Here is a 26,064-nt window from a genome sequence, read left to right as displayed (position 1 = left end):
CGAGGGGATACCATGTCAAAGAAAATGCATATCAAGCTGAAGGTGAACGGCAAGGATGAAGAGTTTCTGGCCGAACCACGTGAACTGCTGATCTATACGCTGCGAGAGCGGCTGAACATCACCGGGCCGCATATCGGATGCGATACCTCTCATTGCGGGGCCTGCACGGTCACCATCAACGGCAAATCGGTGAAATCCTGCACCATGTTCGTTGCCCAGGCCGACGGTGGCGACATCACCACGATTGAAGGGATCGGCGGCCCCGATGACCTGCACCCGCTTCAGGAAGCCTTCAAGGAACATCACGGGCTGCAATGCGGCTTCTGTACCCCCGGCATGATCACCCGTGCCGCCAAGCTGTTGGAGGAAAACCCCAACCCGACCGAAGAGGAAATCCGCTTCGGCATGGCTGGCAATATCTGCCGCTGCACCGGTTACCAGAACATTGTAAAATCCATTCAGGCCGCCGCGGCTGAGATGAATGCAGCCAAGGAGGCCGCAGAATGAAAGACGAAGTCACCCGCGAAGAGCGCCTCGATAACCTCAAGGGCATGGGCTGCTCGCGCAAGCGGGTCGAAGATGCCCGCTTCACCCAGGGCAAGGGCAACTATGTCGACGATATCAAGCTGGACGGCATGCTGTTTGGCGATTTCGTTCGCACGCCCTATGCCCATGCCCGGATCAAAAACATCGATACCTCTGCCGCGATGCAAGTGCCCGGTGTTCTGGCGGTCTTGACCGCCGCCGATCTTGAACCGCTGGGCCTGCATTGGATGCCGACCCTTGCGGGGGACAAGCAAATGGTTCTGGCCGATGGCAAGGTTCTGTTCCAGGGACAGGAAGTGGCCTTTGTCGTCGCCGAAGACCGCTATGCCGCCGCAGACGGGATCGAAGCCGTCGAGGTCGATTACGAAGACCTGCCCGTCATTGTCGATCCGTTTGAATCGCTGCAATCCGATGTGGTTCTGCGCGAGGATCTCGTGGCGGAGGACGGGTCCATCCCCGATGGCGCCCACGGTCCCCGCACTCATCCCAACCACATTTTTACATGGGAAGCGGGCGACAAGCAGACCACCGAAGAGGTCCTCGCCAATGCCGAAATCGTGGCCGAAGAGTCGATGTATTATCACCGCACGCACCCTTGCCCTCTGGAAACCTGCGGTTGCGTGGCCTCGATGGATAAGGTCAATGGCAAGCTGACGCTTTGGGGTACCTTTCAGGCCCCGCACGCGATCCGAACCGTGGTCTCTCTGATCTCCGGTATCGAAGAACACAATATCCGGGTGATTTCCCCCGATATCGGCGGGGGTTTTGGCAACAAGGTCGGGGCCTATCCCGGGTATGTCTGTTCTGTCGTGGCCTCCATCGTCACCGGCAAGCCAGTCAAGTGGATCGAGGATCGGATGGACAATCTGATCTCCACAGCCTTTGCGCGGGACTATTGGATGAAAGGCAGGATATCGGCCACCAAAGAGGGCAAGATCACAGGGCTGCACTGCCACGTGACCGCTGATCACGGGGGTTTTGACGCCTGCGCCGACCCTACAAAATTCCCAGCCGGGTTCATGAATATCTGCACCGGGTCCTACGATATCCCGACCGCCTATCTTGAGGTCGATGGCGTCTATACCAACAAGGCTCCTGGCGGGGTCAGCTATCGCTGTTCCTTCCGGGTGACCGAGGCGGTGTATTTCATCGAACGGATGATCGAGGTTCTCGCCATCAAGTTGAACATGGATGCAGCCGAGCTGCGCCGGGTCAACTTCATCAGGAAAGAACAGTTCCCCTACAAGGCTGCGTTGGGCTGGGAATATGACAGCGGAGACTACCACACCGCCTGGGACAAAGCGCTGAAAACCGTAGATTATGACGGATTGCGCGCCGAACAGGCGCAGCGGATTGAGGATTTCAAAGCCGGTAAGACCCGCAAACTGATGGGAATTGGCCTGTCCTTCTTCACCGAGATCGTAGGGGCCGGGCCCGTCAAGAATTGCGATATTCTGGGTCTGGGCATGTTCGATAGCTGTGAAATCCGCATTCACCCGACTGGCTCGGCGATTGCCCGGCTGGGGACGATTTCTCAAGGTCAGGGTCACGCGACAACCTTCGCGCAAATCCTGGCATCCGAGATTGGTCTGCCTGCCGACAGCATCACCATCGAAGAGGGCGATACGGATACCGCGCCTTATGGTCTGGGCACGTATGGGTCCCGCTCCACTCCGGTTGCCGGTGCCGCCACCGCGATGGCGGGCCGGAAAATCCGCGCCAAGGCGCAGATGATCGCAGCCTACCTGCTTGAGGTGCATGACAATGACGTGGAATTTGACGTGGATCGGTTCGTTGTCAAAGGCGCACCGGAGAGGTTCAAGACCATGAAAGAGGTTGCCTTTGCAGCCTATAACCAGGCGATCCCTGGGATCGAGCCCGGTCTTGAAGCAGTCAGTTATTATGATCCGCCAAACATGACCTACCCGTTCGGGGCCTATGTCTGTGTGATGGATATCGACGTGGATACCGGCGTGCCCGATATCCGTCGTTTCTATGCGCTGGATGATTGCGGCACCCGGATCAATCCGATGATCATCGAGGGTCAAGTGCATGGCGGCCTGACCGAAGCACTGGCCGTCGCCTTGGGTCAGGAGATTGCCTATGACGACATGGGCAACGTCAAGACCGGGACGCTGATGGATTTCTTCCTGCCAACGGCCTGGGAAGTCCCCAACTACGAGACCGACTACACCGTCACCCCTAGCCCGCACCACCCCATTGGGGCCAAGGGTGTGGGCGAAAGCCCACATGTGGGCGGCGTGCCATGTTTCTCGAACGCGGTGCAGGATGCATTCCGTGCGTTCGGTAACACGCATACCAACATGCCCCATGATCACTGGCGGATCTGGAAGACAGCCAATGAACTTGGTTTGCACGGTTAAGGGCTATGGTCAGGCGGGGCGCTATCCCGCCTGACCGCGACAGATATGAGCTGGAATGATCTCAAATCCCGTCTCGCTGCTGAAAGCTATGTGGCGTCTGACGACCTGGCGGTTGCCTTGCAGCTTGCCTTGAACCTCGGCCGTCCACTCTTGCTGGAGGGGGCCGCGGGTGTCGGCAAAACCGAAATCGCGCGCGCGCTGTCGGTTGCGCAGGGCACCCGTCTGATCCGTTTGCAATGCTATGAGGGGCTGGATGCCGCGCAGGCCATCTATGAATGGAACTATCAGCGCCAATTGCTGACCATCCGGGCCGCCGCCGAAGATGGTGAAACCGGTAAAACCGTCGAGGATCGCATCTTTTCACGGGACTTCCTGTTGGAACGCCCTTTGCTGGCGGCCATCACGCAAGACACACCGCCGGTGCTGCTGATTGATGAAATCGACCGGGCGGATGAGGAATTTGAAGCCTATCTGCTGGAGATCCTGTCCGACTTTCAGATCTCGATCCCCGAGCTTGGCACCATCAGGGCGGTATCTCGACCGATCGTGATCCTGACATCAAACGGGACGCGCGACCTGTCTGACGCTTTGCGCCGGCGGTGCCTTTATACTTATGTGGAATACCCGGACAGGGCCACGGAACTGGCAATCCTCCAGGCAAGATGCCCCGAGGTCGAGGCGCGGCTTGCCGATCAGATTGTCGGCTTCGTGCAGAGATTGCGCAAAGAAGAGCTGGAAAAGGTCCCCGGTATTGCCGAGATGCTGGATTTTGCCGCAGCTCTCATGGGCCTTGGCATCGCCGATCTGACCCAAGACCCCGCCGTGCTGCAATCGACCCTCACAACTCTGCTCAAGACGCAAAGCGATCAGGCCCATATCACGCCCGAAGTTGCGGGGCGCATCGCAGGGAAAGCCGCATGAGCCGCGTGACGAAATTCGCCGCCCGCGATCCGGGCCCCGCGGCGCGAGTTGTTGGGTTCATCGCGCATCTTCGCGAAAACGGCCTGCGCCTTGGGGTGGCAGAGGCGGATATCGCCATATCCGCTTTGGCCGAAGTCGAAGCCGTCCACCCCGATGACAGCCGCCGCGCCCTGAGGGCCGTTTGCACCGGGTGCAAGGAAGAGGCAGAGCGTTTCGATGCGCTTTTCGACAGCTATTGGATGGATGCAGGCCGGGTTCGGCAGAAGGTCATTCTAAAACCGACAACCACGATGAGCAAAGATGTCCATTCCTCTCGCGATGCGGCGGGTCAAGACGTCGGAGCCTCTGGCGCGGCCACTGCGCCTGACGATGGGAACGGGGAAGCTGAAAGCGATGGCACCGGCAAACTGATCGCGACCCAGCAGCGCAACCTCAGCCGCCGCGACCTGCGCGATCTGGTCCGGCCCGACGAAATCGCACAGGCCGAGGAGGTCGCCCGCCGGATCGGTGCGGCCTTGCGCGACAAACGCTCACGCCGCCGCAAGGCCGCGCGCAGAGGCGATCGGCTGCATTTTCGCAAGACCATTCGCCACAGTCTGGCCACCGGCGGCGAGCCGTTGCACCTATTGCGTAAATATCGGCCTGACAGAACGCGCAAGATCGCGGCTGTTTGCGATGTTTCAGGGTCAATGAGCGCATATGCGCAGGTATTCCTGGCATTTCTCGCGGGCCTGATGCGGGCTGACATGAGCGCAGATGCTTATCTGTTTCACACCCGCCTCGTCCGCATCACCGAAGCCTTGCGCGACAAGGGCGCGATGCGGGCCATTGGGCGCATGTCACTGATGGCTGACGGGTTCGGCGGCGGGTCGAAGATCGGGCCCTCGCTCCTGCGCTTTGCCGACACCTATGCCAAGCGGTTTGTAGATGGGCGCAGTGTTGTTCTGATCCTGTCGGATGGCTATGACACAGCGCCGCCCGAGGTGATCGCGGCTGCATTGCAAAAGCTGCGCAAGCGGGGCTGTAAAGTGATCTGGCTCAACCCGCTCAAGGGGTGGCAGGATTACGCACCAGTTGCTGCAGGCATGGCGGCGGCCCTGCCGTATCTGGACGCCTTCAAGGCCGCCAATACGCTGCAGGATTTGGCAGCGTTGGAGCAGGAGGTGGCAACGCTATGACTCCGGCCGAGATTCTCTCATCCGATCTGGCCGAAGCGGCGCAGGAGTTGCGCGCCAAGGATGAGCCGTTTGCCTTTGCCACCATCGTGCGCACCGCCGGACCAACAGCCGCCAAACCCGGTGCTAAGGCGCTGCTCAGTGCGAATGGAACGATCCTGCAAGGTTGGCTGGGCGGCGGCTGTACCAGAGGTGCGGTGAAGCGCGCCGCGCTCCAGGCGTTGCTAGACGGACGGCCGCAGCTGGTCTCTGTCGCACCAGAGGATTTGCTTGCCGAGAAAGGTGTCACCTCGGGGGACATGGTGGATGGAACCCAGTTTGCCCGCAACGGCTGCCCGTCGCGCGGCACAATAGATATCTTCATCGAGCCGTGCCTGCCGACGCCGCAACTTGTGGTCATTGGGGCCTCTCCCGTCGCGCAGGCTCTGAGCACACTTGCCCCTCAATTCCACTGGTCCGTTGCCGCCGCACCGCCAGCTTCGCAAGAAAACGCTGCGCACCAACAACGTTTCATCGTCGTCGCGACGCAAGGGCAAGGTGACCTTGATGCATTGAAGGCTGCGCTTGTTAGCCAACCCACCTATGTGGCTTTCGTAGGCAGTCGCCGGAAATACGCATCACTTGCCAAGAAACTCGCGACAGCGGGTATCGATCAAACCAGAATTGATGGCGTACAGGCGCCCGCAGGCCTCGATTTGGGCGCCGTCACACCCGAAGAGATCGCCCTGTCGATCCTGGCGCAATTGGTCCAGGTCCGGCGTTCAGCGGTGAGCCTGTCCAATAGATGACGTGATAACAAATATCTTGACCTTCAGGGTAAGTGCCCACTCGGCATCTTCTGTGAACGCAAGTGTCGCTCAGCGGCCAGGGATATCATCGCGCGGTGGGGCGGGTTCCCAGTTATCGATCAGCTCCATCGCCTCTTGTGCGGTATCCACGAAGCGGAACAGGTCCAGATCCTCGTCCGAGATCGTACCTGCATCGGCTAGCGCCTCCCAGTTGATAACCTTCTCCCAGAAGGCGCGCCCGAACAGCAGGAACGGCACCCGGTCCATGCGCCCGGTCTGGATCAGGGTCAGCGCCTCGAACAGTTCGTCCATAGTGCCGAACCCACCGGGAAAGATGGTGATGGCGCGGGCGCGCATCAGGAAATGCATCTTGCGGATGGCAAAATAGTGGAAGTTGAAGGCCAGTTCCGGCGTTACATGCAGGTTCGGTGCCTGTTCATGCGGCAGCACGATGTTCAACCCGATCGAACAGCCACCCGCATCCTCGGCCCCGCGATTTCCGGCCTCCATCACGCCTGGTCCGCCGCCGGTGACAATCACGTTTTCGCGGCAGCCGCTTCGCTTGGATTTCTCGGTCATCAGACGCGCAAATTCGCGGGCCTCGTCGTAAAACTCCGACAAATCCGCCAGCGTTTGCGTCCGCGCTTTGTGTTTTTGCGCAGGCTCCGGGATGCGCGCGCCGCCGAACATCACGATGGTCGATGTGATGCCATGCTCGTCCAGCATCAGCTGCGGTTTCAACAGCTCCAGTTGCAGGCGCACCGGGCGCAGCTCATCACGGCAGAGGAAATCGTCATCGGCAAAGGCCAGACGGTAGGACGGCGACCGCGTCTGTGGCGTATCCGGCACTTCGCTGGCGGTGCTGCGGTCAGTATGGGCGTCCCGGAAGGGGCTGAGGCGATGGTCTTCTTTCATGTCGGTTGTATCCCGGCTTGCGTGTTTGCCCAACAGCTATAGGGTTCGCGGCCAGAGCGCCAGTGACGGGATAGTGAGAATGGGGTGGACACAAGAGATCGAAGCGGCGGCGGATCGCATCGCAGGCCATGTGGTGGAAACGCCGGTGGTGACCTGCAGGGGGTTTGGTCTGGATTATCCGATCGAGATGAAGCTGGAACAGCTCCAGCATACCGGCAGTTTCAAAGCGCGCGGAGCGTTCAACACGTTGTTCAGCAGCGACGTGCCGCCAGCGGGGGTTGTCGCCGCGTCAGGCGGCAATCACGGCGCGGCGGCGGCTTATGCGGCGCGGGCGCTGGGGCATCCGGCGCATATCTTCGTGCCCGAAATGGCGGGCCCCTCAAAGATCACGCTGATCCAGCGGATCGGCGCTGATCTGACTGTTGTGCCGGGTCAATACGCCAATGCCTTGGCCATGGCGCAAGAGCATGAGGCGCGCTCGGGCGCGATGCAGATCCACGCCTATGACGCCCCGGCAACCGTTGCCGGGCAGGGCACGCTGATGCGCGAATGGGAGGGGCAGGGGCTGCAGGCCGACACGGTATTGATCGCGGTTGGTGGCGGCGGGCTGATCGCGGGCGCGATGGCCTGGCTGCAGGGCGCGCGCAAGGTCGTTGCGGTGGAGCCCGAAACCTCCTGCGCGCTGCATGCGGCGCTTGCGGCGGGTCAGCCGGTGGATGTCGAGGTCTCGGGCATCGCCGCCAACGCGCTTGGCGCGCGTCGGATCGGAGATATCTGTTTCGATATGGCGGGGCAGTACAAACCCATGTCGGTACTGGTCGCCGATGATGCGATCCGATCCGCTCAAGAGGCCCTCTGGCAGGAGCGGCGGCTGCTGGTGGAGCCTGCCGGGGCAGCCGCTCTGGCTGCGTTGATGTCGGGGGCCTATCAGCCTCAGCCCGGTGAACGGGTGGCGGTTCTGATCTGCGGCGCAAATATCGCACCTGATCCGCTCAACCCGGATAATTCCGCTTGAGGGGCGCGCGGCCGGGTTTTATCTATAATTCATGACTGCAACAATTGCCGACACGATATATCAGAGCCTCAGCCAACAGATCATCACCGGTGCTTTGCCAGCCGGTGAGAAACTGCGGCAGGACCACATCGCGCGCGCCCATGAGACAAGCCATGTTCCGGTGCGCGAAGCGCTGCTGCGGCTTGAGGCGCATGGCCTTGCAGTCAGCGAGCCACGCCGGGGCATGCGCGTCGCCGCCCTTGATCCGTCAGAGATGCGCGAAGTCATCGAAATGCGGGTGGTTCTGGAAACCCTGGCGCTGCAGCACGCTGTCCAAAACCTCACACCCCGGGACATAAAGCTGGCGTCAGAAGCGGTTACGCAATGTGACGCCGCTGAGGATATGCCCACATGGGAGGCGCGGAATCGCATCTTTCACCGCGTTATTCTAACACCCTGCGCTATGCCGCGCCTGCTTCACACGATTGACGATCTGCATATCGCAAGCGCGCGTCATTTCTTTGCCCATTGGCAACAGAAATGGGTGCAGCGGACCGACGCCGATCATGCAGCCATCCTCCAGGCGCTGAAGGGCCGGAACGCGACGGCGGCCAGCGCTATCCTCACACGTCACATCCGCCGTATGCTCTGATCCTTGCCGTGAGTCAGGGGTGAGGCGAGAAGTGGCTTGACTCGTTATCAATAAAACAATCAAAAATGTACCGAATGGCAAGATATTATCTATAAAAGGAAAGCCGATGAAATCGACCCACTCTTCCGCGCTTCCGGTGGCCGGCTCGATCAGCCTGCCCGGACAGGCCATACGTGTCGTTGCAGGTGTGCTTCTGCTGACCCTCAGTGCCAAGGTTCAGGTACCGTTCTGGCCGGTTCCCATGACCCTTCAGGTGGCGGCCGTTATGACGCTGGCCGCCGCCTATGGTCTGCGGCTGGGAGCGGCGACTCTGGTGGGTTACCTGATATTGGGTGCCCTAGGGGCTCCGGTCTTTGCGGGAACGCCTGAAAAGGGCATCGGGCTGGCCTATATGGTTGGTGGCACCGGGGGATATCTGCTGGGCTTTGTTGCAGCGGCCGTCGTCGTGGGCTGGGCCGCAGATCATCTGCGCAAACTTTTTCTGTGGCCCGCGATGTTGCTGGGCTTGGCGATGATCTATGTGCTGGGCCTTGGCTGGTTGGCGCAATTTGTGCCGGGTGACAAGATTCTCGCTTATGGGTTCACTCCGTTCATTGCCGGAGATCTGGTCAAGATCACGCTGGCAAGCGTTGCCGTGCTGGGCCTGCCCAGAGGGCTGCTTTCGCGCATTCGGGGAACCAAATCCGATGCTTGACGGCAACAAGGACCTGCGAAGTGACTGGACGGTCGACGAGGTGGAGGCGCTGCTGCGCCTCCCCTTGCTGGACCTGATCGGCTGGGCCAGCGCGATGCACCGGGCGCATCACGATCCCGAAGACATTCAAAAAGCGAGCCTGCTGTCGATCAAGACCGGTGGTTGCCCCGAGGATTGCGCCTATTGCCCGCAATCGGCACATCACCGTGAGGTGGAACTGACCAAAGAAAAGTTGATGAACCCGGCGCATGTGCTGTCGCTGGCAAAGCGGGCAAAGGCTGCAGGGGCCGAACGGTTCTGCATGGGCGCAGCTTGGCGGCAGGTGCGCGATGGCCAGGAATTTGACAAGGTGCTGAAGATGGTCTCGGGCGTGCGCGAGCTGGGGATGGAGGCCTGCGTCACGCTGGGCATGCTCAAGCCGCATCAGGCGCAACAACTGGCCGAGGCCGGGCTGACCGCCTATAATCACAACCTCGACACCTCGCCTGAGTTTTACGGCGAGATCATCGGAACGCGCACCTATCAGGACCGGCTGGAAACGCTGTCTTGTTGTCGGGATGCGGGTATTGATCTGTGCTGCGGCGGCATCATCGGGATGGGCGAAAGCATCCGCGACCGGGCGTCGATGCTGCAGGTACTTGCCGGGTTCGACCCGCACCCCGAAAGCGTCCCGATCAACGTGCTGATCCCGATTGAGGGCACGCCGCTGGCGCATCGCGAAAAGGTCGGTATCTTCGATCTGGTGCGGATGGTCGCCACGGCCCGGATCATCATGCCGAAGACCCGCGTCAGGCTGTCTGCTGGACGCTCGGATTTCTCGGCGGCGGAGCAGCTCCTGTGTTTTCTGGCAGGGGCAAACTCGGTCTTTTACGGCGACGTGTTGCTGACCGCCCCGAATGCCGGAACCGGGCAGGACCACGATATGTTCGAGTTGATTGGCGCCCTGAGCACTGACTGACGCAAAGCGCCGGAGTCAGGTCGCATTGCGCAATGGTTTCCATTTGCATATAGGCGACACCGACATGACCAGATATTGCAGGGAGTAAGCTGATGTCCAACACGCAACTGGAAACGGCCATCGAAGCCGCGTGGGACGCGCGCGATACTATCACGCCGGCTACCACCGGTGAACAACGCGAAGCGATCGAGGATACGCTGAACGCGCTGGACAGCGGCTCTCTGCGGGTGGCCGAGAAGCAGGGCGACGGGTCCTGGCATGTGAACCAGTGGGCCAAGAAGGCGGTTCTGCTGGGCTTCCGCATCAAGGATATGGAACAGCAGCAGGGCGGCCCGCAAAACGGCGGCTGGTGGGACAAGGTGGACAGCAAGTTTGCGGGCTGGGGCGACAACCAGTGGCGTGATGCGGGGTTCCGCGCGGTGCCCAACTGCGTGGTGCGCAAATCCGCCTTTATCGCGCCTGGCGTGGTGCTGATGCCGTCTTTCGTGAACCTCGGCGCCTATGTGGATGAGGGCACCATGGTCGACACCTGGGCCACCGTCGGGTCCTGCGCGCAGATCGGCAAGAACGTGCACCTATCCGGCGGCGTCGGCATCGGCGGCGTGCTGGAGCCGATGCAGGCTGGCCCAACCATCATCGAAGACAATTGCTTCATCGGGGCGCGCTCCGAAGTGGTCGAGGGCTGCATCGTGCGCGAAGGCTCGGTTCTGGGCATGGGCGTGTTCATCGGTAAGTCGACGAAAATCGTCGATCGCGAGACCGGCGAGGTCAGTTATGGCGAAGTGCCGCCCTATTCGGTGGTTGTGGCAGGTTCGATGCCATCCAAGAACAATATCAGCCTCTATTGCGCGGTGATCGTGAAGCGGGTGGATGAAAAGACCCGTTCGAAAACCGGCATCAACGAGTTGCTGCGGGACTGACCTGACAGGGTGCACTGACGGGCTGTGGAGTAATCTCTGCAGCCCTTGCTATGTGTCGTCCTCGGATCGGTTGTGCAGCATCCGTCCGATCGTGTTCATCAGGATCTGTGCCGCAAGGATAGCGGTGGTGCCTGAATGATCATAATCGGGGGCCACCTCGACCAGGTCCAACCCCACTATGGTACCCTGCTTGGTCAAGCCATCGAGCAATTCGAGCATCTCGTAGTAGAGAAACCCGCCATGGCTGGGTGTGCCTGTCCCCGGCGCGATGGACGGATCAAAGCCGTCGATGTCAATGGTCACATAGTACCGCGCGCCCGCCGGAATGCGGGCCAGCATACCCTCGACCCCCAGCTTGCGGAATTGCCGCACCGACAGAATGTCAGAACCCATCCTGCGGGCATCCTCATAACCTTCCTTGGCCGTGGACGAGACGTTGCGAATGCCAATCTGGCTGAGTCCAGTCACATAGCTCTTTTCCGCAGCGCGCCGCATCGGATTGCCATGGCCATAGCGGACCCCGTGGCGCTCATCGACAAAGTCCAGATGCGCGTCGATCTGGACAATATGGATTGGCCCCTGATCGTCAAAGGCGTTCACGCAGGGGATGTTGATCGAATGATCGCCGCCCAGCGTGATCGGGATCGCCCCAGCCTTGAGAATCTGCCGCACACCGTATTCGATATTGGCATGGCTTTTTAGCGTATCCGTGTGGATGATATCGGCATCGCCGATATCAACGATGCGCACGGCATCAGCGGGCAGGTAGGTGACATCATCCTCGTGGTCATAGGCACCGCCGTGACCAAAGGAAAACAGCGTCGATGCCTCGCGGATCGCCCGCGGCCCAAACCGCGCGCCTGCACGCCACTGGGTTCCGAAATCGAACGGTGCGCCAAGGATCGCCACATCGGCGTCGATGGCCTCCCAATCCTGCACATATGGCGATTTGCCGAAGGTCGATATGCCGACAAAAGGAAGATTCAGGCGACCTGCTTCATATCCGTGCTGCGTCATATGCGGTCCTTTCGGGTTCCGGGGTTCCGTCTGCCAGGCGTTAGGGCCAGACCGTGCCGTTATATGGCAGCAACCGCGCTCGCAAAGCTATAGTCAGTTGGCGCCTTGAGTTGTCGGGGTTTCTGACCCGCTGGGTACAGATGACAAAGGGCAAGAGATCAGTCGCCGGTATTGGCAGCTGTTTCTGGCACCATTTGCTTCTTTGTTCTGTCTTCTTGATTTGGGGTCAGTTGAACTGACGAGCACAGCAGGTGTGGACCGGTTTGGGCCGCAGGGTGTCTGATTGTCGGGGTTGTTAGCGTCAGGCGGCCTGAACGGGATGTGACTCAGTCAGGATTGCATGCAGCTTGGCGGGGTCCAGATTGGACCGGAGCTTGTTGCAGATTGCCTGGTCCCGCAGCGTGCGAGACACCAGCGCCAGCGCCTTGAGGTGTTCAACACCTGCGTCTTCGGGTGCAAAAAGCGCAAAGGCGATATCGACGGGTTGCCGGTCCACGGCACCGAAATCGATGGGTTTTTCCAGCAGGATGAAGACGCCCGAGACCTTGTCGAGTGTTGACAGCCGAGCATGCGGCAAGGCGACGCCATGCCCGACGCCGGTCGGCCCTAGGCTTTCGCGTTCCAACAAGGCCTCGACCGTTGTTTCCGGGTTCTGTCCATGCACGGCAAAGGCCAGATCGGCGATCTCCTGAAACAGACGCTTCTTGCTCGAAGCTGTCGAGAATACCCTCACAGCTTCGGGTTTGAGGATGCTTGAAAGCTCCATCTGTGCTTGCTCCGCATTTCGTGCCACCGCGAACGGTGACACCTTTGTCTGTTTCTTGCCTATTACGGGTCGATCCAACCGATATTGCCGTCTTCGCGGCGATACACGACGTTCAACCCGTCTTTGTTCTCGTTCCGAAAAACCAGCACCGGTGCACCAGCCAGTTCCATCTGCATCACGGCCTCGCCAACCGACAGGGACGGAATCTGCGTTTCCATTTCTGCCACGATGATGGGCTGCAGGGATGCCGGTTCTGCGGCTTCGGTCGATTCTTCAGAAGCGAGGATATAGGACGACGCGCCAAAAAGTTCAACTGGCTCTGAGCGATCCTTGTGGTGGTCCTTCAACCTGCGCTTGTACCTGCGCAACTGGGTTTCCATCTTGTCGCAGCATCCCTCAAAAGCCGCATAGATTTCAGTGGCATGGGCCTTGGCCTGGGCGGTCAACCCGGTCGAAAGATGCACGGTTGTTTCGCATACATATTCATGCGCCGAGCGCGAAAACACGACGTTGGCATCGGTGGGGCGCTGGGCATATTTCTGGATGACCTCGCCAAGTTCCGTCTGCACATGAGTCTGCAGAGATTCGCCAATATCAATCTGTTTTCCGCTGATCTGGTAACGCATGTGATCTCCTTCACAATTCACGCCCGGTGTCGCACCAAAAACCGATGCGTCTTTACTTGCGGGCGGTGGGGACAGGCATGGCGTGCGGTTCATGAGCGGGTTTCTCCCCGGAAAAGGGACACCTGGAACCCGTGATAAAGCACAGCTCTGCCATGTTCCAATTGAGGCAAGAGACAGGCGGAGAGTCAATGGCAACCGGGTCGAAAATCAGAGATTTCGCCGCATGAATCTGTCAGAACTTCGCGGATCAGGTGATGCGGAAGTTCTCGCCAAGGTAGACTCGGCGCACGTTTTCATTGTCGACAACTTCGGCAGGCGTGCCTGACATCAAGACCTGACCATCGTGCAGAATATAGGCACGGTCCACGATTTCGAGCGTTTCGCGCACATTGTGGTCGGTGATCAACACGCCGATCCCGCGTTTCTTGAGATCGGCCACCAAATGCCGGATATCTCCGACGCTGATCGGGTCGACCCCTGCAAAGGGTTCGTCCAGCAGCAGGTATTTGGGTTTGGCCGCCAGGCAACGGGCAATCTCGACCCGCCGCCGTTCCCCGCCCGACAGCGCCAGCGCGGGGGCGCGGCGCAGATGCTCGATCGAGAAATCCGACAACAACTCTTCCAGCCTTTCCTTGCGCTTGTGGCCGTGTTTCTCGGCTACGTCGAGCACGGCTGAGATATTGTCCTCGACGCTCAGCCCACGAAAGATCGACATCTCTTGCGGCAGATAGCCAATGCCAAGGCGTGCGCGGCGATACATCGGCAGGGTGGTGACATTCTGGCCATCAATGGTAACGGTCCCGGCCTCGGGAAAAACCAGGCCCGCAATGGCGTAGAATGTGGTGGTCTTACCTGATCCGTTGGGACCCAGCAGCGCGACCACCTCGGACCGGTCCAGCGACATCGACACGTCGCGGATCACCGTGCGCTTGCTATAGGACTTGCGCAGCTTGTCGATCCTGAGGCCTGACTTGCCCTCGGTCACTGTCAGATCGGCGCGGGCCATCAGTCGCCTTCCGGGTTCAGGATGGTTTTGACGCGCCCGGTCAGCTGCGCCGTGCCGGTTACCAGATTGACCACCATCTCGTTCGAGGTCACCGTGTTCTGGCCCTGGGTCAGCAGCACGTCACCGGTCATGACGATCACACCGGATTCGATCGTGTAGTCGGCCCTTTCGGCCTGCGCCGCGTCTGGTCCGCTGACCAGCACGACATCGCCGGTCGCCTCCATCCGCTGAATGCCGGATTTCTCTTTCTCGTAAATCACCAGCACCCGCTTGGCCGACAGGCGCATCTCGCCCTGTGAGATAAAGACATTGCCGGTGAACTCGGCCGAGCCGTCTTCCTGATTGACGTCGAGATTGTCGGCGGTGACCTCGACCGGCAGGCTCGGGTCGGCCTTGACCGCGCCAAAAGCGACATTGGCACCCTGCGCCGCAACGGCGGCCCCGAAGAGCGTAATCAACACACAAAGGCACAGGGTACGGAAATGGTTCACAGCTTATCTTTCGGATGTCTTAGGGTCGTATATCAGTTTAACGCCGTTTTTGAATAGAAGATGGACGGGGCCATCATTGTTTTTTGGTCCCAACTCCATGCTTCCGGCGGTAAATTCCCCGATCGGCCCGTTTCCCGCGATGTCTCCGGGGGCGCTTCCGGCCACCTCTCGCGTCGACGTATTAAGGAGGTCGGTGGTCACTTCCAGCCCGTCTGCCGTGGTGATAACGACATTCCCAACGAAGGTCGCAACCTCGTCTTCCATCGACAGATGGCCCGAATTGGCGGTCAGGTTGATATGGCCGCCATTGTTCAGTGTCAGCGACGCGCGCAGGTTGCTGGCCTCGGCGGGGCTGAAGGCGCCGCCAGGGCTCACAGCATCTGCGGTGAACTGGATCTCTTCGCCCTTTTCGGTGACGCCGCTGAAAAAGGGTTCGGTGATCTGCTGATCCCGGATGCGTTCGATCACATCCCCTTCCGCAAAGGGGATGGTGGATTCGGGGTCGACACTGTCTGACAGCAGGAAAAGAGAGGAGAGCAGACCCAACGCCGCAAGCGGCAGCAGCACCTTGAGGAACTGCACCAGTCGGGAATGGCTGTCCACCTTGCCGCCCCTTTCAGCCCAGACCGACGCGCAGGCAGTCGTGGATCTTGATCAGGCCGCGTGCGGTCTGGTCTTGCTCGGGGGCAACCACGAACAAGCAGGTGATCTTGCGCTTATCCATGATCGAGACCGCCTCTTCGGCAAGCGAGTCGGGCGAGATCGTGGTCGGGTCTTCGGTCATCACGTCACCTGCCGTGCGGGTCAGCAGGCCGTCCATATGACGCCGCAGGTCACCGTCGGTAATGATGCCCAGCAGCGCGTTATCCGTTCCCGTCACACCGGCCACGCCAAAGCCTTTCTGGCTCATTTCAAGCAGCACATCGCTCATGTCGGTATCCGCTGCGACCAGGGGCAGGTCCTCGCCGGTATGCATCAGGTCGCTGACCTTGCTCAGCCGCGCGCCCAGCTTGCCGCCGGGATGGAAGTCGCGGAAATTCTCGGGCCGGAAATCGCGGTATTTCATCAGCGCAATCGCCAGCGCATCCCCCATCGCCAGCGTCAATGTGGTCGAGATCGAGGGGACGATCCCATAGCCGCAGGCCTCGCCCAGAGACGGGATCAGCAGATGCACATCCGCTTCTTTCATCAGCGTGCTTTCCGGCTTGCTGGACAGCCCGATCAGCGGGATGCCGAAGCGGCGGGTGAAGGCCAGCAGATTGGCCAGCTCGGGCGCTTCGCCCGAGTTCGAGATTGCCAGAACCACATCGCCCTTGGACAGCATGCCCAGATCGCCATGGCTGGCCTCGGCAGGGTGCACGAAATAGGCCGGTGTGCCTGTGCTGGCCAGCGTGGCCGCGATCTTGTGCCCGATATGGCCCGATTTGCCGATGCCGCTGACGATCACCCGCCCGGTGGCGTCGAGGATCATCTGCACCGCCTGTTCAAATCGCGCGTCCAGCCCATCGCGAAGCACCTCAAGCGCTTTCGCTTCATCGGTGATGACTTGTCGGGCCGTGCTCAGAAGGGTGTTTGTTTCGGTCATGAATGTGCAAAAATGTCCGTTTCCGGCCAGCCGGCCAGATCCAGCCGGGCGCGGGTGGGAAGAAAGTCGAAGCAAGCCTGCGCGATGTCGCTCCGGCCCTCACGCTCAAGCCGTGCGTTCAGCCTGTCGCGCAGTTGATGCAGATAAAGGACATCCGAGGCCGCATAATCCAGCTGCGCATCGCTCAGCGTCTCGGCCCCCCAATCGCTCATCTGCTGCTGTTTCGAGATGTCGATGCTGAGCAGTTCCTGACACAGATTCTTGAGCCCATGCCGGTCGGTATAGGTGCGCACCAGACGGCTGGCGATCTTGGTGCAATAGACAGGCGCGGCCAGCGCCCCAAAGGCGTGATACATTGCAGCAACATCGAACCGTCCGAAATGAAACAGTTTCAGCACATTCGGGTCGGTGAGCATGGCGCAGAGATTGGGGGCCTCGGTCTGGCCTTTCTCGACCTGGACGATATGTGCGTCGCCGTCGCCGCCTGACATCTGGATCACGCAGAGCCTGTCGCGATGCGGGTTCAGCCCCATGGTTTCGCAGTCGATCGCCACCACTGGCCCAAGGTCCAGCCCGTCGGGCAGATCGTTTTTGTAGAGATGATTTGCCACCGGCAGGTCCTTCGTTACATACGCGGCCCGAGATAGGGTGTTTTGGCCCCGAACTCAACCGGGCCGATCCGGCGTGGGCGGGTCCAGCTCCGGCAGGTGGCGGCCATGATCCGAGATGATCACAAAGACATCCGACCGATCCAGCACCGGTGCCAGCGCGCGCGTGGCCTGATGAGTCAGGCGGTCGACCTCGGTCCCGGTCAAGGCGCGGGCTGGTGTCAGGTAGATCGCCACCTGATAAGAGCGGCCCAGCTTGCTGAGCGCCAGATCAACCACCTTGCCGGGCCAGTCCGCGAAAACCTCACGTAAGGCCCGGCGCGCCTTGATCAGTTCGGAGGGCGGGGCGGTGGCCCCAGCCAGTTCGGCCAGCCCGCTGGTGAAGCTGCTCCAGTAGGTGCTGATGGCAAAACCGCATAACAGAATGACGATCAGCGAGTCCCCGATCGGCGTGATGGGCGCGAGCACGCTGTCGCGCAAATAGTAGACACCGATCAGGCCGATCCCGGCCACCATGGTGACCGCCCCGTCAAAGGCGGCGGAACTGGCCTCGATCCGCAGCATGCCGCTGACCTTTCCGCCCTTGCGCCATGCCATGTAGTGAAACGCCCAGAGCGCCAGACATGTGGCACTAATCAGCAGGAAGTAGACAATAACCGGCCCCATCTGGACTTCGGGAATGGGCTTGCCGATCAGGTACGCATAGATCCGTGTTGCGGCGCCGAGGATGGCGAAGATCACCACGCCCAGCAGGGACAGGGCGCGGAAGGTGGTAAAGATCGCCTCATCCGCCGCATAGCCCCAGGGGCGGTGACGGTCGGGGATAGCATTGACGCGTTTGCGGATGCGCAGGGCAAAATAGCCCGCAACAAAACCCACCAGTGAGAAGAGCCCATCCACCAGAATGGCTTGCGAGTTTGACAGCACCGCCGCGACGACCCCGGCAGCACCCATCAACAGGTTCGCAACCATACTCAGGCGGAAGGCGCGGGCCTCGCTCTGCGCGGCGCTCTTGGCATGTGACATCGTTGCGTCTCCCTTGCTGATCTCGACTGTATCAATCCGCGAAACCAGCGCCCGGTCAATCTGATCGGAGTTGGGGTTTGTCCGGCGATCACGCAAGAATGAAGTTGAATTGCGCGGCTATCTGCCGATGATTGCGCCATTGCGCTTGAGCCGATATCGGTTCGGCGTGATATAACATGGCAGAAACATAGTCCCGCGCCGACAAGCGGCGCACCGAGCAGAAAGTGACCGTTCCCATGAAAAGCGTAAAGATTACCGCAGCTGTCGCCCTTGTCGCACTGAGTGCCTGTACCGATCCGGCAACGCTGGCCTCGCAGACCGATCCGAACAAGAACACCAAACAGGGCGCCCTGATCGGCGGGCTGGTTGGTGCGGGTGTTGGCGCGATCGCCAATGATTCCGATCCGGGTCTTGGCGCATTGGCCGGGGCAGCGATTGGCGCCGCAGCCGGTGGCATCGCCGGTAACCAACTGGACAAGCAGGCCGCCGAGCTGCGCCAGCAATTGGCCAATGACGGCATCACAATCGTCAACCAGGGCGACCGCCTGCTGGTCTCGCTGCCCAGCGACATCACCTTCGACACCGACAGCGCCACCGTGCGTCCTGCCTTGCGGAGCGAGGTGAGCAAAGTGGCGCAGAACCTGCTGCGCTACCCGAATTCCACCATTCAGGTCGTCGGCCATACCGACAGCGATGGCGATGCCGGGTATAACCTGAACCTGTCCGAGCGGCGCGCCAACTCGGTGGCCGACATCCTGCAGGCCGGTGGCGTGACCTATGACCGGATCACCATTATCGGCCGGGGCGAAGAGGTGCCCATCGCCTCCAACCTGACCGCAGCAGGGAAAGCGCAGAACCGGCGCGTCGAGATCTATATCATTCCACGCAATTCCTAATCGCGGCTCTGCAATTCTCAACACCTGATGCGCGCGGGCAGGGCTTTGGCCTTGCCCGTTCTCGCGCTAGATCAGGGCAAACGCATCTGATGGAGAAATTGCATGTCGGCCCCTGTTCTTGTTGGTATTTCCGGATCGCTGCGACGCGAGGCCACCAATCGCAAGCTCATGCGCGAGGCGGCGCGGTTGTTTGGCCCCTCCGAGTTCATCGAAGCTGACCTGAACCTGCCGCTTTATGATGGCGATGTGGAAGCCGAGGCCGGCATCCCCGAAGCGGTGCAGGTGCTGACCGATCAGATTGCGCGGGCCCATGCCATCGTCATCTCGTCCCCGGAATACAACAAGGGCCCCTCCGGCGTTCTGAAAAATGCGCTGGACTGGGTGAGCCGCACCAAGGGCAATCCCTGGGCCGACAAGCCCGTCGCCGTGATGTCCGCCGCCGCAGGCCGCGCAGGCGGCGAGCGGTCGCAGATGATCCTGCGGACCTTTCTGGTGCCCTTTCAGCCCCGCCTGATCACCGGTCCCGAGATCCACGTGGCCAGCAGCTCGGCCGAGTTTCATGATGATGGCCGGTTGAAGAATGAGCGCTATGAACAGTCATTGCAGGCACTGATGGAGAAGCTGCGTGCTCAGATCGCCTAAGTCGCCTTATTAGGCTCGGAAAGTGCAGCATACCGAGACCCACAGCGATCCACTGGACCCCGCCCGCGCCGCGGCGGGGCTTATTACGCTTGGCCGGGCTGAGACGGTTGCGCAGGGCGGTCCCTTGCCGCTGTTCTTTCACCATCTCTATTTCTGGTCTCCTCAGCCGCCGGAGGCTTTGGGCCGCGACGGGCACCCGCGCGTAGGGCAGGGCGGGTTGATCCCGGATATGGGGCTGCCACGCCGGATGTGGGCTGGTGGTCGGCTGACCTTCCACCAGCCGCTTCTGGCTGGACAAGATGCAGAGCGGCGCTCGGTTCTTGAAGTGTCGAACACGAAACAGGGCCGCTCCGGCCCGTTAGGGTTCGTCACCTTGCGGCACGATTATCATCAGGGCGGGCGAATCTGCGTGACGGAATGGCAGGATCTGGTCTATCGCGAAGACCCCGCGCCGGGCGTGCCGCCCCCGGTGCCGCTCGTCGCGCGCACCGACGAGACCGAAAGGCGCATTGTCCGGTTCGACAGTACGCTCTTGTTTCGATACTCAGCGCTGACCTTCAACGGTCACCGCATCCACTATGATCTGGACTACGCCCGCGAGGTCGAGGGTTATGCCGGGCTGGTGGTGCATGGGCCGCTGCTGGCGCAGTTGCTGATGCTGTTCGCGCAGGATCTTTGCGGGCCGGTGGTGCGTTTCAGCTTTCGCGCCACCGCACCGCTGACCCATACGGAAACCGCCGAATTGTGTCTCAAGGATCAGGCCCTATGGGTGCGCGGCCCGGATGGGCGCCAGTGTATGGAGGCCCAGTTCAGAGCGATTTCTCAGGCCTGAAATCCTCGGGGATGTCGTCTTTGCGGTCCAGCATCAGATCGGCCATCACCTGGGCGATCTTCGGGGCCATGCCAAAGCCGATCTTGAAGCCGCCATTGGCGATGAATTGACCGGGATGTAGCGGGTGGTCGCCCAGCATTGGTGCGCGGCTGCGCGCGCGGGGCCGCAAACCAGCCCAACGCTCGATCACCTCAGCGCCATGCAGTACCGGCAGAGCGCGCGTGGCCCGGTCTAAAACATCGTCCAGCGCAGAATCGATCTTGTTAGGGTCACTAAAGTCCCGTTCCGAAGTGGAGCCGATCGCGACCGTGCCATCCGCATGGGGCACGATATGCACCGCATCCGCAAAGATCTGCGGTACCTCGCCCGCGTTGAACCGCAGCAGAGCAGCCTGACCTTTGACGCCATTGCCCACAGTCTTGCCGAACGCCCGGCTGAGCTCTGCCAGATCATACACACCGGTGGCGTGCAGAACCTGTCCGGCATCCGCTGCCTCACTCACAATCTGCGCCCCCAATGCCGTCAGCGCCGCACTCAGCGCGGCGCAGGCACGACGTGGATGCATGCGAGCAGTGAGCGTGTCGTGGATCACATAGCCGGCGGGCGAAGCCGGGGCCCAGTTTCCAACCTCGGCGACCGGACGCACCGACCAGTCCGCCGCGCCTTGCCAAAGCGAGCGGACCGAAACCTCACGCGCGCGTGCCAATTGCAGTGCCTTGTCGTCGAGGATCGGCTGCAACCGCCCCAGCCGCGCATAGCCGGGAGAGACGCCGCCCGTGGCCTCGACATCGCGCCAGAACGGTTCGGCCAGCATCAGGCTATCGAATTGAAACGCCTTCTTGGCATTCCAGTTCTCGGGCACATGCGGGGCCAGGGCACCGACCAGCCCGCCGGACGATCCCGCACCGGGGCCGTTCGGGTCCACCACCTGCACCTTCGCGCCGCGCCGAGCGCAAACCCAGGCGATCGAGAGCCCGAAGATGCCCGCCCCGCGAATGGTGATATCGATGCTTGCCAAGATCGCCGCCTTTCTCCAGTGTCGCGCCGTTGCGGATATCTCTAGAGCGCAATCCGACAAGTGTGAAACGGTTTCGGATCAAGCGGCGCTTCGGAAAACGGGTGGATCAAGGCATGAGCGACCAACGCGCCGAACTCAGTTGGACCGAGGCCGGAGTTCCAGTGTCCGACCGGTTCGACGATCCCTATTTCTCGCTCCAGAACGGGCTGGAAGAGACACGCCACGTGTTTCTGGCGGGTAATGACCTGCCGGGACGGTTCGCTAAGGGCTTTCACATTGCCGAATTGGGTTTTGGGACCGGTCTGAACATGCTGACCGCCTGGGCCGAGTGGGAGCGTAGCGGGCAGACCGCTCCGCTAGGCTTCACCAGTTTTGAGGCATTTCCGATGGCGCAGGATGAAATGGCCCGCGCCTTGGCCGCCTTTCCCGAGCTTGCGCCCTGGGCGGATCGGTTCCTGAGCGGTTGGAACGGACAGTCCTGCGATCTAGAAAGTCTTCATCTGCGCGTCATTCACGGCGATGCTCGCGAGACGCTTGGCACTTGGGATGGGCGGGCGGATGCCTGGTTCCTCGACGGCTTCTCACCCGCGCGCAATCCCGAGCTTTGGCAGCCTGACTTGATGGCAGAGGTGGCTGCCCATACGCGGCAAGGCGGAACTGCAGCGACCTATACGGCGGCCGGTTTCGTGCGGCGGGGGCTGGAGGCGGCAGGCTTCTCCGTCACTCGCAGCCCCGGCTATGGCCGCAAGCGGCACATGACCCGCGCGGTGAAACTGTGAGCCAGCAGAACAACATCCCCGCAGGTGTCGCGCTGATGCTTGCGGCGACGGTGATCTTTGCCCTGCAGGACGGTATCTCGCGCCACCTGGCGGGGACCTATAACACCTACATGGTGGTGATGATCCGCTACTGGTTCTTCGCAGCCTTTGTGGTGGCACTTGCCGCGCGCCGGTCTGGTGGTATTCGGCAAGCGGCGCGCACCGATCAGCCCGGCTTGCAAATCCTGCGCGGGTTGCTTTTGGCCACCGAGGTTTGTGTCGCAGTTTATGGCTTCACCATTCTGGGCCTGATCGACAGCATGGCCGTCTTCATCTGCTATCCGCTGATTATTGCGGCTCTAAGTGGGCCTATTTTGGGTGAACAGGTCGGTTGGCGGCGCTGGATGGCGATTGTTGTCGGTTGCATCGGCGTGCTGATCATCCTGCAACCGGGTCGGGGTGTTTTTAACATCTGGGCGGTGATCCCATTGATCTCGGCCCTTTTGTTTGCGCTTTACGGGTTGCTGACCCGCTATGCCGCCCGCCGCGACACTGCCGAGACCAGCTTTTTCTGGACCGGCCTGGCCGGGGCTGTCGCGATGACCTGTATCGGGCTCTGGTTCTGGCAACCGATGAGTCCGCCGGACTGGGGTTGGATGGCCGCGCTGTGCGTCAGCGGCGCCCTGGGCCACTGGGTGCTAATCAAATGCTATGAAATGGCCGAGGCCAGCGCGGTGCAGCCCTTCGCCTATTTCCACCTGCTGTGGAGCGCGATCCTCGGCATCGTGGTGTTCAATGAGCACCTCAGAACATCCGTCGTGGTCGGTGCAGCGCTGATCGTTGCCGCGGGGTTGTTCACCTTATGGCGCGAACGCGCTCAGGGTCGATCCCGATAGCTCTGTCGAAAACGGCACCGGCAGCGGGTCTTTCCCCAACCGTGCCCGGTAAACTGGCAGGCTTTCGGTGACGCGCATGACGTAGTTTCGGGTTTCCTTGAACGGGATGTGCTCGATCCAATCGATCATATCCACCGAACTGCGGCGCGGATCGCCGAAGCGCTGCATCCACGAAATCGGGCGGCGCGGACCGGCATTATATCCGGCGGCCATCATGACCACATTGCCGTTGAAATCGCCCGCCAGACCCGCAAGGTAGTTTGCGCCCAGCTTGGCATTGTACTTCCAGTCCGAGGTCAGTCGGTCGGTCCTGTGCCCGCCCAGAACGCCCAAATCCTTGGCCACCAGTTTCGCCGTCGCAGGCATCACCTGCATCAGCCCGCGCGCGCCTGCGCCGCTGATCACCACCGGATCGAACTCGCTTTCGCGCCGGGCGATGGCCAGAGTCATCTCTTTTGCCATCGGCAGGTTCAGCTTGGCAACCGGGTGCACCGGGTAATACGCCGCATGCAGCACCTGACCGGTGCGCGCGGCGCGTTTCGAGATCATCACCGCCAGATGCGACTCGCCCTTGTCGATGGCCATCTCGCCCAACTGCGCGGCTTGCACAGAATCCAGGCTCTCAGCCAGATGAGTCAGAAATCGTTCCGACAGATCCCGTTCGCCGATCTGTTGCAGCAGCAGACCCGCCTCCAGCACGCTGGAATTGGTGAATGCAGCATCCTGCCAGGGCGGATGATCGGGTGGGCTGGCTAGGTTCGCATCGAAGGGCCGCCCGATCTGCTCGGCGGCCAGGAGCCCATAGAACGAAGTCTGGTATTCGGCACCCATCGCATAGGCCTCATGCGCCTTGTCGGCATCACCTGCCGCTGCATAGGCCCGTCCCTTCCAGTAGCCCGCGCGCCCTTTCGAGATCGGGGACTGGATCGCTGCATCGAAACGCTCGAAATGCTGCGCAGCGGTGTTGGGATCGTTCAAGCGACGCAGCGCGATATAGCCCGCAAGCCATTCAAGATCGGCATAGGCATAGCCCATATCCGGCGTCATGTGATGGCGCGCGGCCATGCGATAGGCCTTATCAGGGTCTCCATTGCGCATTTCCAGCCGGGTCAGTCGGCGGCGGCGCTCGGCCCATTGGTCGGGCTCTCCCAACGCCTCCGCGCTGGAAGAGCGTTCCAGCATCAGATCGATGGCGCTGTCGTCCAACTCCTTGCGGTCCCGCCACACGAAGCGTTCATAGGCGAGCCCAGGAGAATCCATCAGCGACGCGGGGATCGCCTTGATCTTGCTATCCACGCCCGGCGCCATACCACGCAAGGCGATCCGCGCCTCAGCCAGCTTCTGCTGGCCAGAACTGACCAGCGGCAACATCTGTTTGGCGCTGACCATATGCCCGTGCCACAACATCCTGTCGAGCCGGGCGGCATGATGCGGCTTCAGCAATCGGCTGAAATTCTCCAGATAATCCTTCTGCAACCCGCTGCCCATCGGCATGGTGCGCCAGGCTTTGACCAGTTCCGCCTCGGCATCGCCCTGATGTCCCGTCGATTTCAGCGCCACGGCATAGTTCAACGCGCCTTCCGCGGACTGGGGCGGTTTTCCCGCATAGAAATTCAGCACACGTTCGGGATCAGCATTGGTGAAGCTGGGCTCGCTCTTGCGGCGCAGCCAATCCAGCCCCGGCCAATCGGCGCGGCGGTCCAGAAACACCAGCACATCGCCCGAACTGCCGAACCCGTTGCGCAGCCAGTGCCAGACGATGACGTCGCGGGACACAGAGCCGCGCCGGCCCGAAACCCTAAGGGCTTCGTTCCAGTCGCCTTTGCGCATTTGCGCCAAACCGGCACGCAAATCCCCGGCCGGATCGGCCCCCGCGGGGGCGGATGCCCAAAAACCAACACCAATTAGGACGACAAGAGCGGATAGAACGCGTGAGATCACTTGCATTTCCCGGCAAACCAAGGCTAGAGCCTTTCACGATAAGCCGTGCGCCGCCGGGATCAACTCACATTTGTGCCGGTGCGCTTGATTGGCGCGCATTCCGTGCGTCGTGGCCGAATTCTAGGGAGCGTTCCATGTTCAAAGGCTCAATGCCTGCCCTCGTCACCCCGTTCCGCAACGGCGAGCTCGATCTGGAAACGCTCAAACGTCTGGTTGAGTGGCATATCAGCGAGGGATCGACCGGTTTGGTGCCGGTTGGAACCACCGGTGAAAGCCCCACCCTGAGCCACGACGAGCATGAATCCGTGATCGAAGAGGTTGTTAAAACCGCTGCAGGTCGGGTGCCGGTGATTGCGGGGGCGGGATCGAACAACACGATCGAAGCGATCCGCTTTGTCGAATTTGCCGCCCGCGTCGGCGCGGATGCGGCGCTTGTGGTCACGCCCTATTATAACAAGCCGACTCAGCGGGGCATGGTCGCGCATTTCACGGCGCTGCATGATTGCGCTGATGTGCCGATCATCATCTACAATATTCCCGGCCGCTCAATCGTTGACATGACGCCCGAAACCATGGGTGAGCTGGCGCAATTGCCCCGCATCGTCGGCGTCAAGGACGCGACCGGTGATCTGGCCCGCGTCAGCCAGCAGCGGGCAAGTTGCGGCAAGGATTTCATACAGCTCTCGGGCGAGGATGCGACCGCGCTGGGCTTCAATGCCCATGGCGGTGTCGGCTGCATCTCGGTCACTGCAAATGTCGCGCCACGCCTCTGCGCCGAATTCCAGCAGGCAACCTTGCGCGGCGATTACGCCGCCGCGCTCGACTATCAGGACAAGCTGATGCCGCTGCATGAGGCGATCTTTATGGAGCCCGGACTGGTCGGGGCGAAATACGCCATGAGCAAGCTGGATCTTTGTTCAGAAGAGGTGCGGCTGCCGCTCACCTGCCTCGAAGACAGCACCAAGGCCGCCATCGACGCTGCCATGCAACATGCGGGCCTGATCTAAGA

28 protein-coding genes are annotated in these 26,064 nt (G+C 61.1%); 16 read left to right on the top strand and 12 right to left on the bottom strand.

From position 1 onward, the window contains the following. Nucleotides 1-12 precede the first annotated feature (12 nt). Genes Q5Y75_RS14450 through Q5Y75_RS14430 form a run of 5 tightly spaced genes read left to right on the top strand, consistent with a single transcriptional unit; the run spans nt 13 to nt 5,814 of the window. Nucleotides 13-507 (top strand): (2Fe-2S)-binding protein, encoded by a 495-nt coding sequence (locus Q5Y75_RS14450; RefSeq protein WP_306198619.1) that lies wholly within the window; start codon nt 13-15, stop codon nt 505-507. After that, nucleotides 504-2,930, top strand: a complete 2,427-nt coding sequence (locus Q5Y75_RS14445) for an aerobic carbon-monoxide dehydrogenase large subunit (protein WP_306198617.1) — start codon at nt 504-506, stop codon at nt 2,928-2,930. Before Q5Y75_RS14450 ends, Q5Y75_RS14445 begins: the two co-directional genes overlap by 4 nt. Before the next feature lie 45 nt (nt 2,931-2,975). Next, on the top strand, nt 2,976-3,851 hold the full coding sequence (locus Q5Y75_RS14440) for an AAA family ATPase (RefSeq protein WP_306198616.1): 876 nt from the start codon (nt 2,976-2,978) through the stop codon (nt 3,849-3,851). Continuing rightward, nucleotides 3,848-5,029: a vWA domain-containing protein gene (locus tag Q5Y75_RS14435; protein WP_306198614.1), complete on the top strand. Its 1,182-nt coding sequence runs from the start codon at nt 3,848-3,850 to the stop codon at nt 5,027-5,029. Before Q5Y75_RS14440 ends, Q5Y75_RS14435 begins: the two co-directional genes overlap by 4 nt. After that, nucleotides 5,026-5,814, top strand: a complete 789-nt coding sequence (locus Q5Y75_RS14430; RefSeq protein WP_306198611.1) for an XdhC family protein — start codon at nt 5,026-5,028, stop codon at nt 5,812-5,814. The genes Q5Y75_RS14435 and Q5Y75_RS14430 overlap by 4 nt, the downstream gene beginning before the upstream one ends. 69 nt (nt 5,815-5,883) lie before the next feature. Here the strand turns inward: Q5Y75_RS14430 and Q5Y75_RS14425 are convergent, their stop codons facing one another. Then, nucleotides 5,884-6,729, bottom strand: a complete 846-nt coding sequence (locus Q5Y75_RS14425) for an LOG family protein (RefSeq protein WP_306198608.1) — start codon at nt 6,727-6,729, stop codon at nt 5,884-5,886. 79 nt (nt 6,730-6,808) lie between these two features. Between Q5Y75_RS14425 and Q5Y75_RS14420 the strand changes: the two genes are divergently transcribed. The 5 genes from Q5Y75_RS14420 to dapD all read left to right on the top strand — a co-directional run bounded on the left by Q5Y75_RS14420 (nt 6,809) and on the right by dapD (nt 10,947). Next, nucleotides 6,809-7,744, top strand: a complete 936-nt coding sequence (locus tag Q5Y75_RS14420; protein ID WP_306198607.1) for a threonine/serine dehydratase — start codon at nt 6,809-6,811, stop codon at nt 7,742-7,744. Nucleotides 7,745-7,775: 31 nt separating this feature from the next. Then, the gene (locus tag Q5Y75_RS14415; RefSeq protein WP_306198605.1) at nt 7,776-8,375 is read left to right on the top strand and encodes a GntR family transcriptional regulator; all 600 of its coding nucleotides are present in this window, start codon (nt 7,776-7,778) and stop codon (nt 8,373-8,375) included. Between the two features lie 106 nt (nt 8,376-8,481). Next, nucleotides 8,482-9,069 carry a biotin transporter BioY gene (locus tag Q5Y75_RS14410; RefSeq protein WP_306198603.1) on the top strand — a complete coding sequence of 196 codons (588 nt, stop codon included), beginning with the start codon at nt 8,482-8,484 and terminating at the stop codon, nt 9,067-9,069. Further along, on the top strand, nt 9,062-10,027 hold the full coding sequence (gene bioB, locus Q5Y75_RS14405; RefSeq protein ID WP_306198600.1) for a biotin synthase BioB: 966 nt from the start codon (nt 9,062-9,064) through the stop codon (nt 10,025-10,027). The genes Q5Y75_RS14410 and bioB overlap by 8 nt, the downstream gene beginning before the upstream one ends. Before the next feature lie 92 nt (nt 10,028-10,119). Next, the gene (gene dapD / locus Q5Y75_RS14400; protein ID WP_306198598.1) at nt 10,120-10,947 is read left to right on the top strand and encodes a 2,3,4,5-tetrahydropyridine-2,6-dicarboxylate N-succinyltransferase; all 828 of its coding nucleotides are present in this window, start codon (nt 10,120-10,122) and stop codon (nt 10,945-10,947) included. Between the two features lie 48 nt (nt 10,948-10,995). Here dapD and speB read toward each other — a convergent pair whose 3' ends face one another. From speB to Q5Y75_RS14355, 9 genes are all read right to left on the bottom strand, one after another. Then, entirely contained in the window at nt 10,996-11,964 is a 969-nt protein-coding gene (gene speB, locus Q5Y75_RS14395; RefSeq protein ID WP_306198596.1) for an agmatinase, read from the bottom strand. 301 nt (nt 11,965-12,265) lie between these two features. Next, complete coding sequence (locus tag Q5Y75_RS14390; protein WP_306198594.1) at nt 12,266-12,730, bottom strand: PTS sugar transporter subunit IIA; 465 nt, start codon at nt 12,728-12,730, stop codon at nt 12,266-12,268. Between the two features lie 62 nt (nt 12,731-12,792). Beyond that, nucleotides 12,793-13,356 (bottom strand): ribosome hibernation-promoting factor, HPF/YfiA family, encoded by a 564-nt coding sequence (gene hpf / locus Q5Y75_RS14385; protein WP_306198591.1) that lies wholly within the window; start codon nt 13,354-13,356, stop codon nt 12,793-12,795. A 247-nt stretch (nt 13,357-13,603) separates the two neighbouring features. Further along, nucleotides 13,604-14,362, bottom strand: a complete 759-nt coding sequence (gene lptB, locus Q5Y75_RS14380; protein ID WP_306198589.1) for an LPS export ABC transporter ATP-binding protein — start codon at nt 14,360-14,362, stop codon at nt 13,604-13,606. Continuing rightward, nucleotides 14,362-14,853, bottom strand: a complete 492-nt coding sequence (gene lptA, locus Q5Y75_RS14375) for a lipopolysaccharide transport periplasmic protein LptA (RefSeq protein WP_306198587.1) — start codon at nt 14,851-14,853, stop codon at nt 14,362-14,364. Before lptA ends, lptB begins: the two co-directional genes overlap by 1 nt. Before the next feature lie 3 nt (nt 14,854-14,856). Next, nucleotides 14,857-15,456 carry a hypothetical protein gene (locus tag Q5Y75_RS14370; protein WP_306198584.1) on the bottom strand — a complete coding sequence of 200 codons (600 nt, stop codon included), beginning with the start codon at nt 15,454-15,456 and terminating at the stop codon, nt 14,857-14,859. Nucleotides 15,457-15,469: 13 nt separating this feature from the next. Beyond that, the gene (locus tag Q5Y75_RS14365; protein WP_306198581.1) at nt 15,470-16,438 is read right to left on the bottom strand and encodes a KpsF/GutQ family sugar-phosphate isomerase; all 969 of its coding nucleotides are present in this window, start codon (nt 16,436-16,438) and stop codon (nt 15,470-15,472) included. Next, entirely contained in the window at nt 16,435-17,049 is a 615-nt protein-coding gene (locus Q5Y75_RS14360) for a ribonuclease D (protein ID WP_306198579.1), read from the bottom strand. The genes Q5Y75_RS14365 and Q5Y75_RS14360 overlap by 4 nt, the downstream gene beginning before the upstream one ends. Before the next feature lie 54 nt (nt 17,050-17,103). Further along, nucleotides 17,104-18,072, bottom strand: a complete 969-nt coding sequence (locus tag Q5Y75_RS14355) for a cation efflux transmembrane domain-containing protein (protein WP_306198577.1) — start codon at nt 18,070-18,072, stop codon at nt 17,104-17,106. A 236-nt stretch (nt 18,073-18,308) separates the two neighbouring features. On the opposite strand from Q5Y75_RS14355, the gene Q5Y75_RS14350 reads away from it, so the two are divergent. The 3 genes from Q5Y75_RS14350 to Q5Y75_RS14340 all read left to right on the top strand — a co-directional run bounded on the left by Q5Y75_RS14350 (nt 18,309) and on the right by Q5Y75_RS14340 (nt 20,442). Next, nucleotides 18,309-18,968, top strand: a complete 660-nt coding sequence (locus tag Q5Y75_RS14350) for a YiaD family glycine zipper/OmpA-like lipoprotein (RefSeq protein ID WP_306198575.1) — start codon at nt 18,309-18,311, stop codon at nt 18,966-18,968. 102 nt (nt 18,969-19,070) lie between these two features. Then, complete coding sequence (locus tag Q5Y75_RS14345) at nt 19,071-19,610, top strand: NADPH-dependent FMN reductase (RefSeq protein ID WP_306198574.1); 540 nt, start codon at nt 19,071-19,073, stop codon at nt 19,608-19,610. Nucleotides 19,611-19,632: 22 nt separating this feature from the next. Next, a complete protein-coding gene (locus Q5Y75_RS14340; protein ID WP_306198572.1) occupies nt 19,633-20,442 on the top strand; it encodes an HTD2 family dehydratase in 810 nt (269 codons plus the stop codon). On the opposite strand, the gene Q5Y75_RS14335 is transcribed toward Q5Y75_RS14340, so the two are convergent. Beyond that, a complete protein-coding gene (locus tag Q5Y75_RS14335) occupies nt 20,420-21,460 on the bottom strand; it encodes an NAD(P)/FAD-dependent oxidoreductase (RefSeq protein ID WP_306198570.1) in 1,041 nt (346 codons plus the stop codon). The genes Q5Y75_RS14340 and Q5Y75_RS14335 overlap by 23 nt on opposite strands. 113 nt (nt 21,461-21,573) lie before the next feature. Between Q5Y75_RS14335 and mnmC2 the strand changes: the two genes are divergently transcribed. Then, complete coding sequence (mnmC2, locus tag Q5Y75_RS14330) at nt 21,574-22,239, top strand: tRNA (5-methylaminomethyl-2-thiouridine)(34)-methyltransferase MnmC2 (protein ID WP_306198568.1); 666 nt, start codon at nt 21,574-21,576, stop codon at nt 22,237-22,239. Nucleotides 22,240-22,274: 35 nt separating this feature from the next. After that, nucleotides 22,275-23,114, top strand: coding sequence for a DMT family transporter (locus Q5Y75_RS14325; protein WP_306198764.1), 840 nt, complete (start codon nt 22,275-22,277; stop codon nt 23,112-23,114). Here Q5Y75_RS14325 and Q5Y75_RS14320 read toward each other — a convergent pair. After that, the gene (locus Q5Y75_RS14320) at nt 23,079-25,061 is read right to left on the bottom strand and encodes a lytic transglycosylase domain-containing protein (RefSeq protein WP_371933265.1); all 1,983 of its coding nucleotides are present in this window, start codon (nt 25,059-25,061) and stop codon (nt 23,079-23,081) included. The genes Q5Y75_RS14325 and Q5Y75_RS14320 overlap by 36 nt on opposite strands. A gap of 128 nt (nt 25,062-25,189) precedes the next feature. Here Q5Y75_RS14320 and dapA point away from each other — a divergent pair, with 128 nt between their 5' ends. After that, nucleotides 25,190-26,062 carry a 4-hydroxy-tetrahydrodipicolinate synthase gene (gene dapA / locus Q5Y75_RS14315; RefSeq protein ID WP_306198566.1) on the top strand — a complete coding sequence of 291 codons (873 nt, stop codon included), beginning with the start codon at nt 25,190-25,192 and terminating at the stop codon, nt 26,060-26,062. The last annotated feature ends 2 nt before the right edge of the window (nt 26,063-26,064 follow it).

The organism is Ruegeria discodermiae (genome assembly GCF_030758345.1).
In the GTDB taxonomy this organism is placed as follows: Bacteria; Pseudomonadota; Alphaproteobacteria; order Rhodobacterales; family Rhodobacteraceae; genus Ruegeria_C.
The sequence above is the reverse complement of the archived record's forward strand: the minus strand, read 5'-3'. Positions and strand labels throughout refer to the sequence as shown.

What these genes read in the sequence shown, in the direction of transcription:
- Q5Y75_RS14355 (WP_306198577.1), bottom strand. Translation starts at nt 18,072, where the DNA reads ATGTCACATGCCAAGAGCGCCGCGCAGAGCGAGGCCCGCGCCTTCCGC.
- dapD (WP_306198598.1), top strand. Translation starts at nt 10,120, where the DNA reads ATGTCCAACACGCAACTGGAAACGGCCATCGAAGCCGCGTGGGACGCG.
- hpf (WP_306198591.1), bottom strand. Translation starts at nt 13,356, where the DNA reads ATGCGTTACCAGATCAGCGGAAAACAGATTGATATTGGCGAATCTCTG.
- Q5Y75_RS14410 (WP_306198603.1), top strand. Translation starts at nt 8,482, where the DNA reads ATGAAATCGACCCACTCTTCCGCGCTTCCGGTGGCCGGCTCGATCAGC.
- Q5Y75_RS14345 (WP_306198574.1), top strand. Translation starts at nt 19,071, where the DNA reads ATGTCGGCCCCTGTTCTTGTTGGTATTTCCGGATCGCTGCGACGCGAG.
- Q5Y75_RS14445 (WP_306198617.1), top strand. Translation starts at nt 504, where the DNA reads ATGAAAGACGAAGTCACCCGCGAAGAGCGCCTCGATAACCTCAAGGGC.
- Q5Y75_RS14365 (WP_306198581.1), bottom strand. Translation starts at nt 16,438, where the DNA reads ATGACCGAAACAAACACCCTTCTGAGCACGGCCCGACAAGTCATCACC.
- speB (WP_306198596.1), bottom strand. Translation starts at nt 11,964, where the DNA reads ATGACGCAGCACGGATATGAAGCAGGTCGCCTGAATCTTCCTTTTGTC.
- Q5Y75_RS14435 (WP_306198614.1), top strand. Translation starts at nt 3,848, where the DNA reads ATGAGCCGCGTGACGAAATTCGCCGCCCGCGATCCGGGCCCCGCGGCG.
- Q5Y75_RS14415 (WP_306198605.1), top strand. Translation starts at nt 7,776, where the DNA reads ATGACTGCAACAATTGCCGACACGATATATCAGAGCCTCAGCCAACAG.
- lptB (WP_306198589.1), bottom strand. Translation starts at nt 14,362, where the DNA reads ATGGCCCGCGCCGATCTGACAGTGACCGAGGGCAAGTCAGGCCTCAGG.
- Q5Y75_RS14350 (WP_306198575.1), top strand. Translation starts at nt 18,309, where the DNA reads ATGAAAAGCGTAAAGATTACCGCAGCTGTCGCCCTTGTCGCACTGAGT.
- Q5Y75_RS14450 (WP_306198619.1), top strand. Translation starts at nt 13, where the DNA reads ATGTCAAAGAAAATGCATATCAAGCTGAAGGTGAACGGCAAGGATGAA.
- Q5Y75_RS14420 (WP_306198607.1), top strand. Translation starts at nt 6,809, where the DNA reads ATGGGGTGGACACAAGAGATCGAAGCGGCGGCGGATCGCATCGCAGGC.
- Q5Y75_RS14320 (WP_371933265.1), bottom strand. Translation starts at nt 25,061, where the DNA reads ATGCAAGTGATCTCACGCGTTCTATCCGCTCTTGTCGTCCTAATTGGT.
- Q5Y75_RS14325 (WP_306198764.1), top strand. Translation starts at nt 22,275, where the DNA reads ATGCTTGCGGCGACGGTGATCTTTGCCCTGCAGGACGGTATCTCGCGC.
- Q5Y75_RS14440 (WP_306198616.1), top strand. Translation starts at nt 2,976, where the DNA reads ATGAGCTGGAATGATCTCAAATCCCGTCTCGCTGCTGAAAGCTATGTG.
- Q5Y75_RS14430 (WP_306198611.1), top strand. Translation starts at nt 5,026, where the DNA reads ATGACTCCGGCCGAGATTCTCTCATCCGATCTGGCCGAAGCGGCGCAG.
- Q5Y75_RS14425 (WP_306198608.1), bottom strand. Translation starts at nt 6,729, where the DNA reads ATGAAAGAAGACCATCGCCTCAGCCCCTTCCGGGACGCCCATACTGAC.
- Q5Y75_RS14390 (WP_306198594.1), bottom strand. Translation starts at nt 12,730, where the DNA reads ATGGAGCTTTCAAGCATCCTCAAACCCGAAGCTGTGAGGGTATTCTCG.
- mnmC2 (WP_306198568.1), top strand. Translation starts at nt 21,574, where the DNA reads ATGAGCGACCAACGCGCCGAACTCAGTTGGACCGAGGCCGGAGTTCCA.
- dapA (WP_306198566.1), top strand. Translation starts at nt 25,190, where the DNA reads ATGTTCAAAGGCTCAATGCCTGCCCTCGTCACCCCGTTCCGCAACGGC.
- bioB (WP_306198600.1), top strand. Translation starts at nt 9,062, where the DNA reads ATGCTTGACGGCAACAAGGACCTGCGAAGTGACTGGACGGTCGACGAG.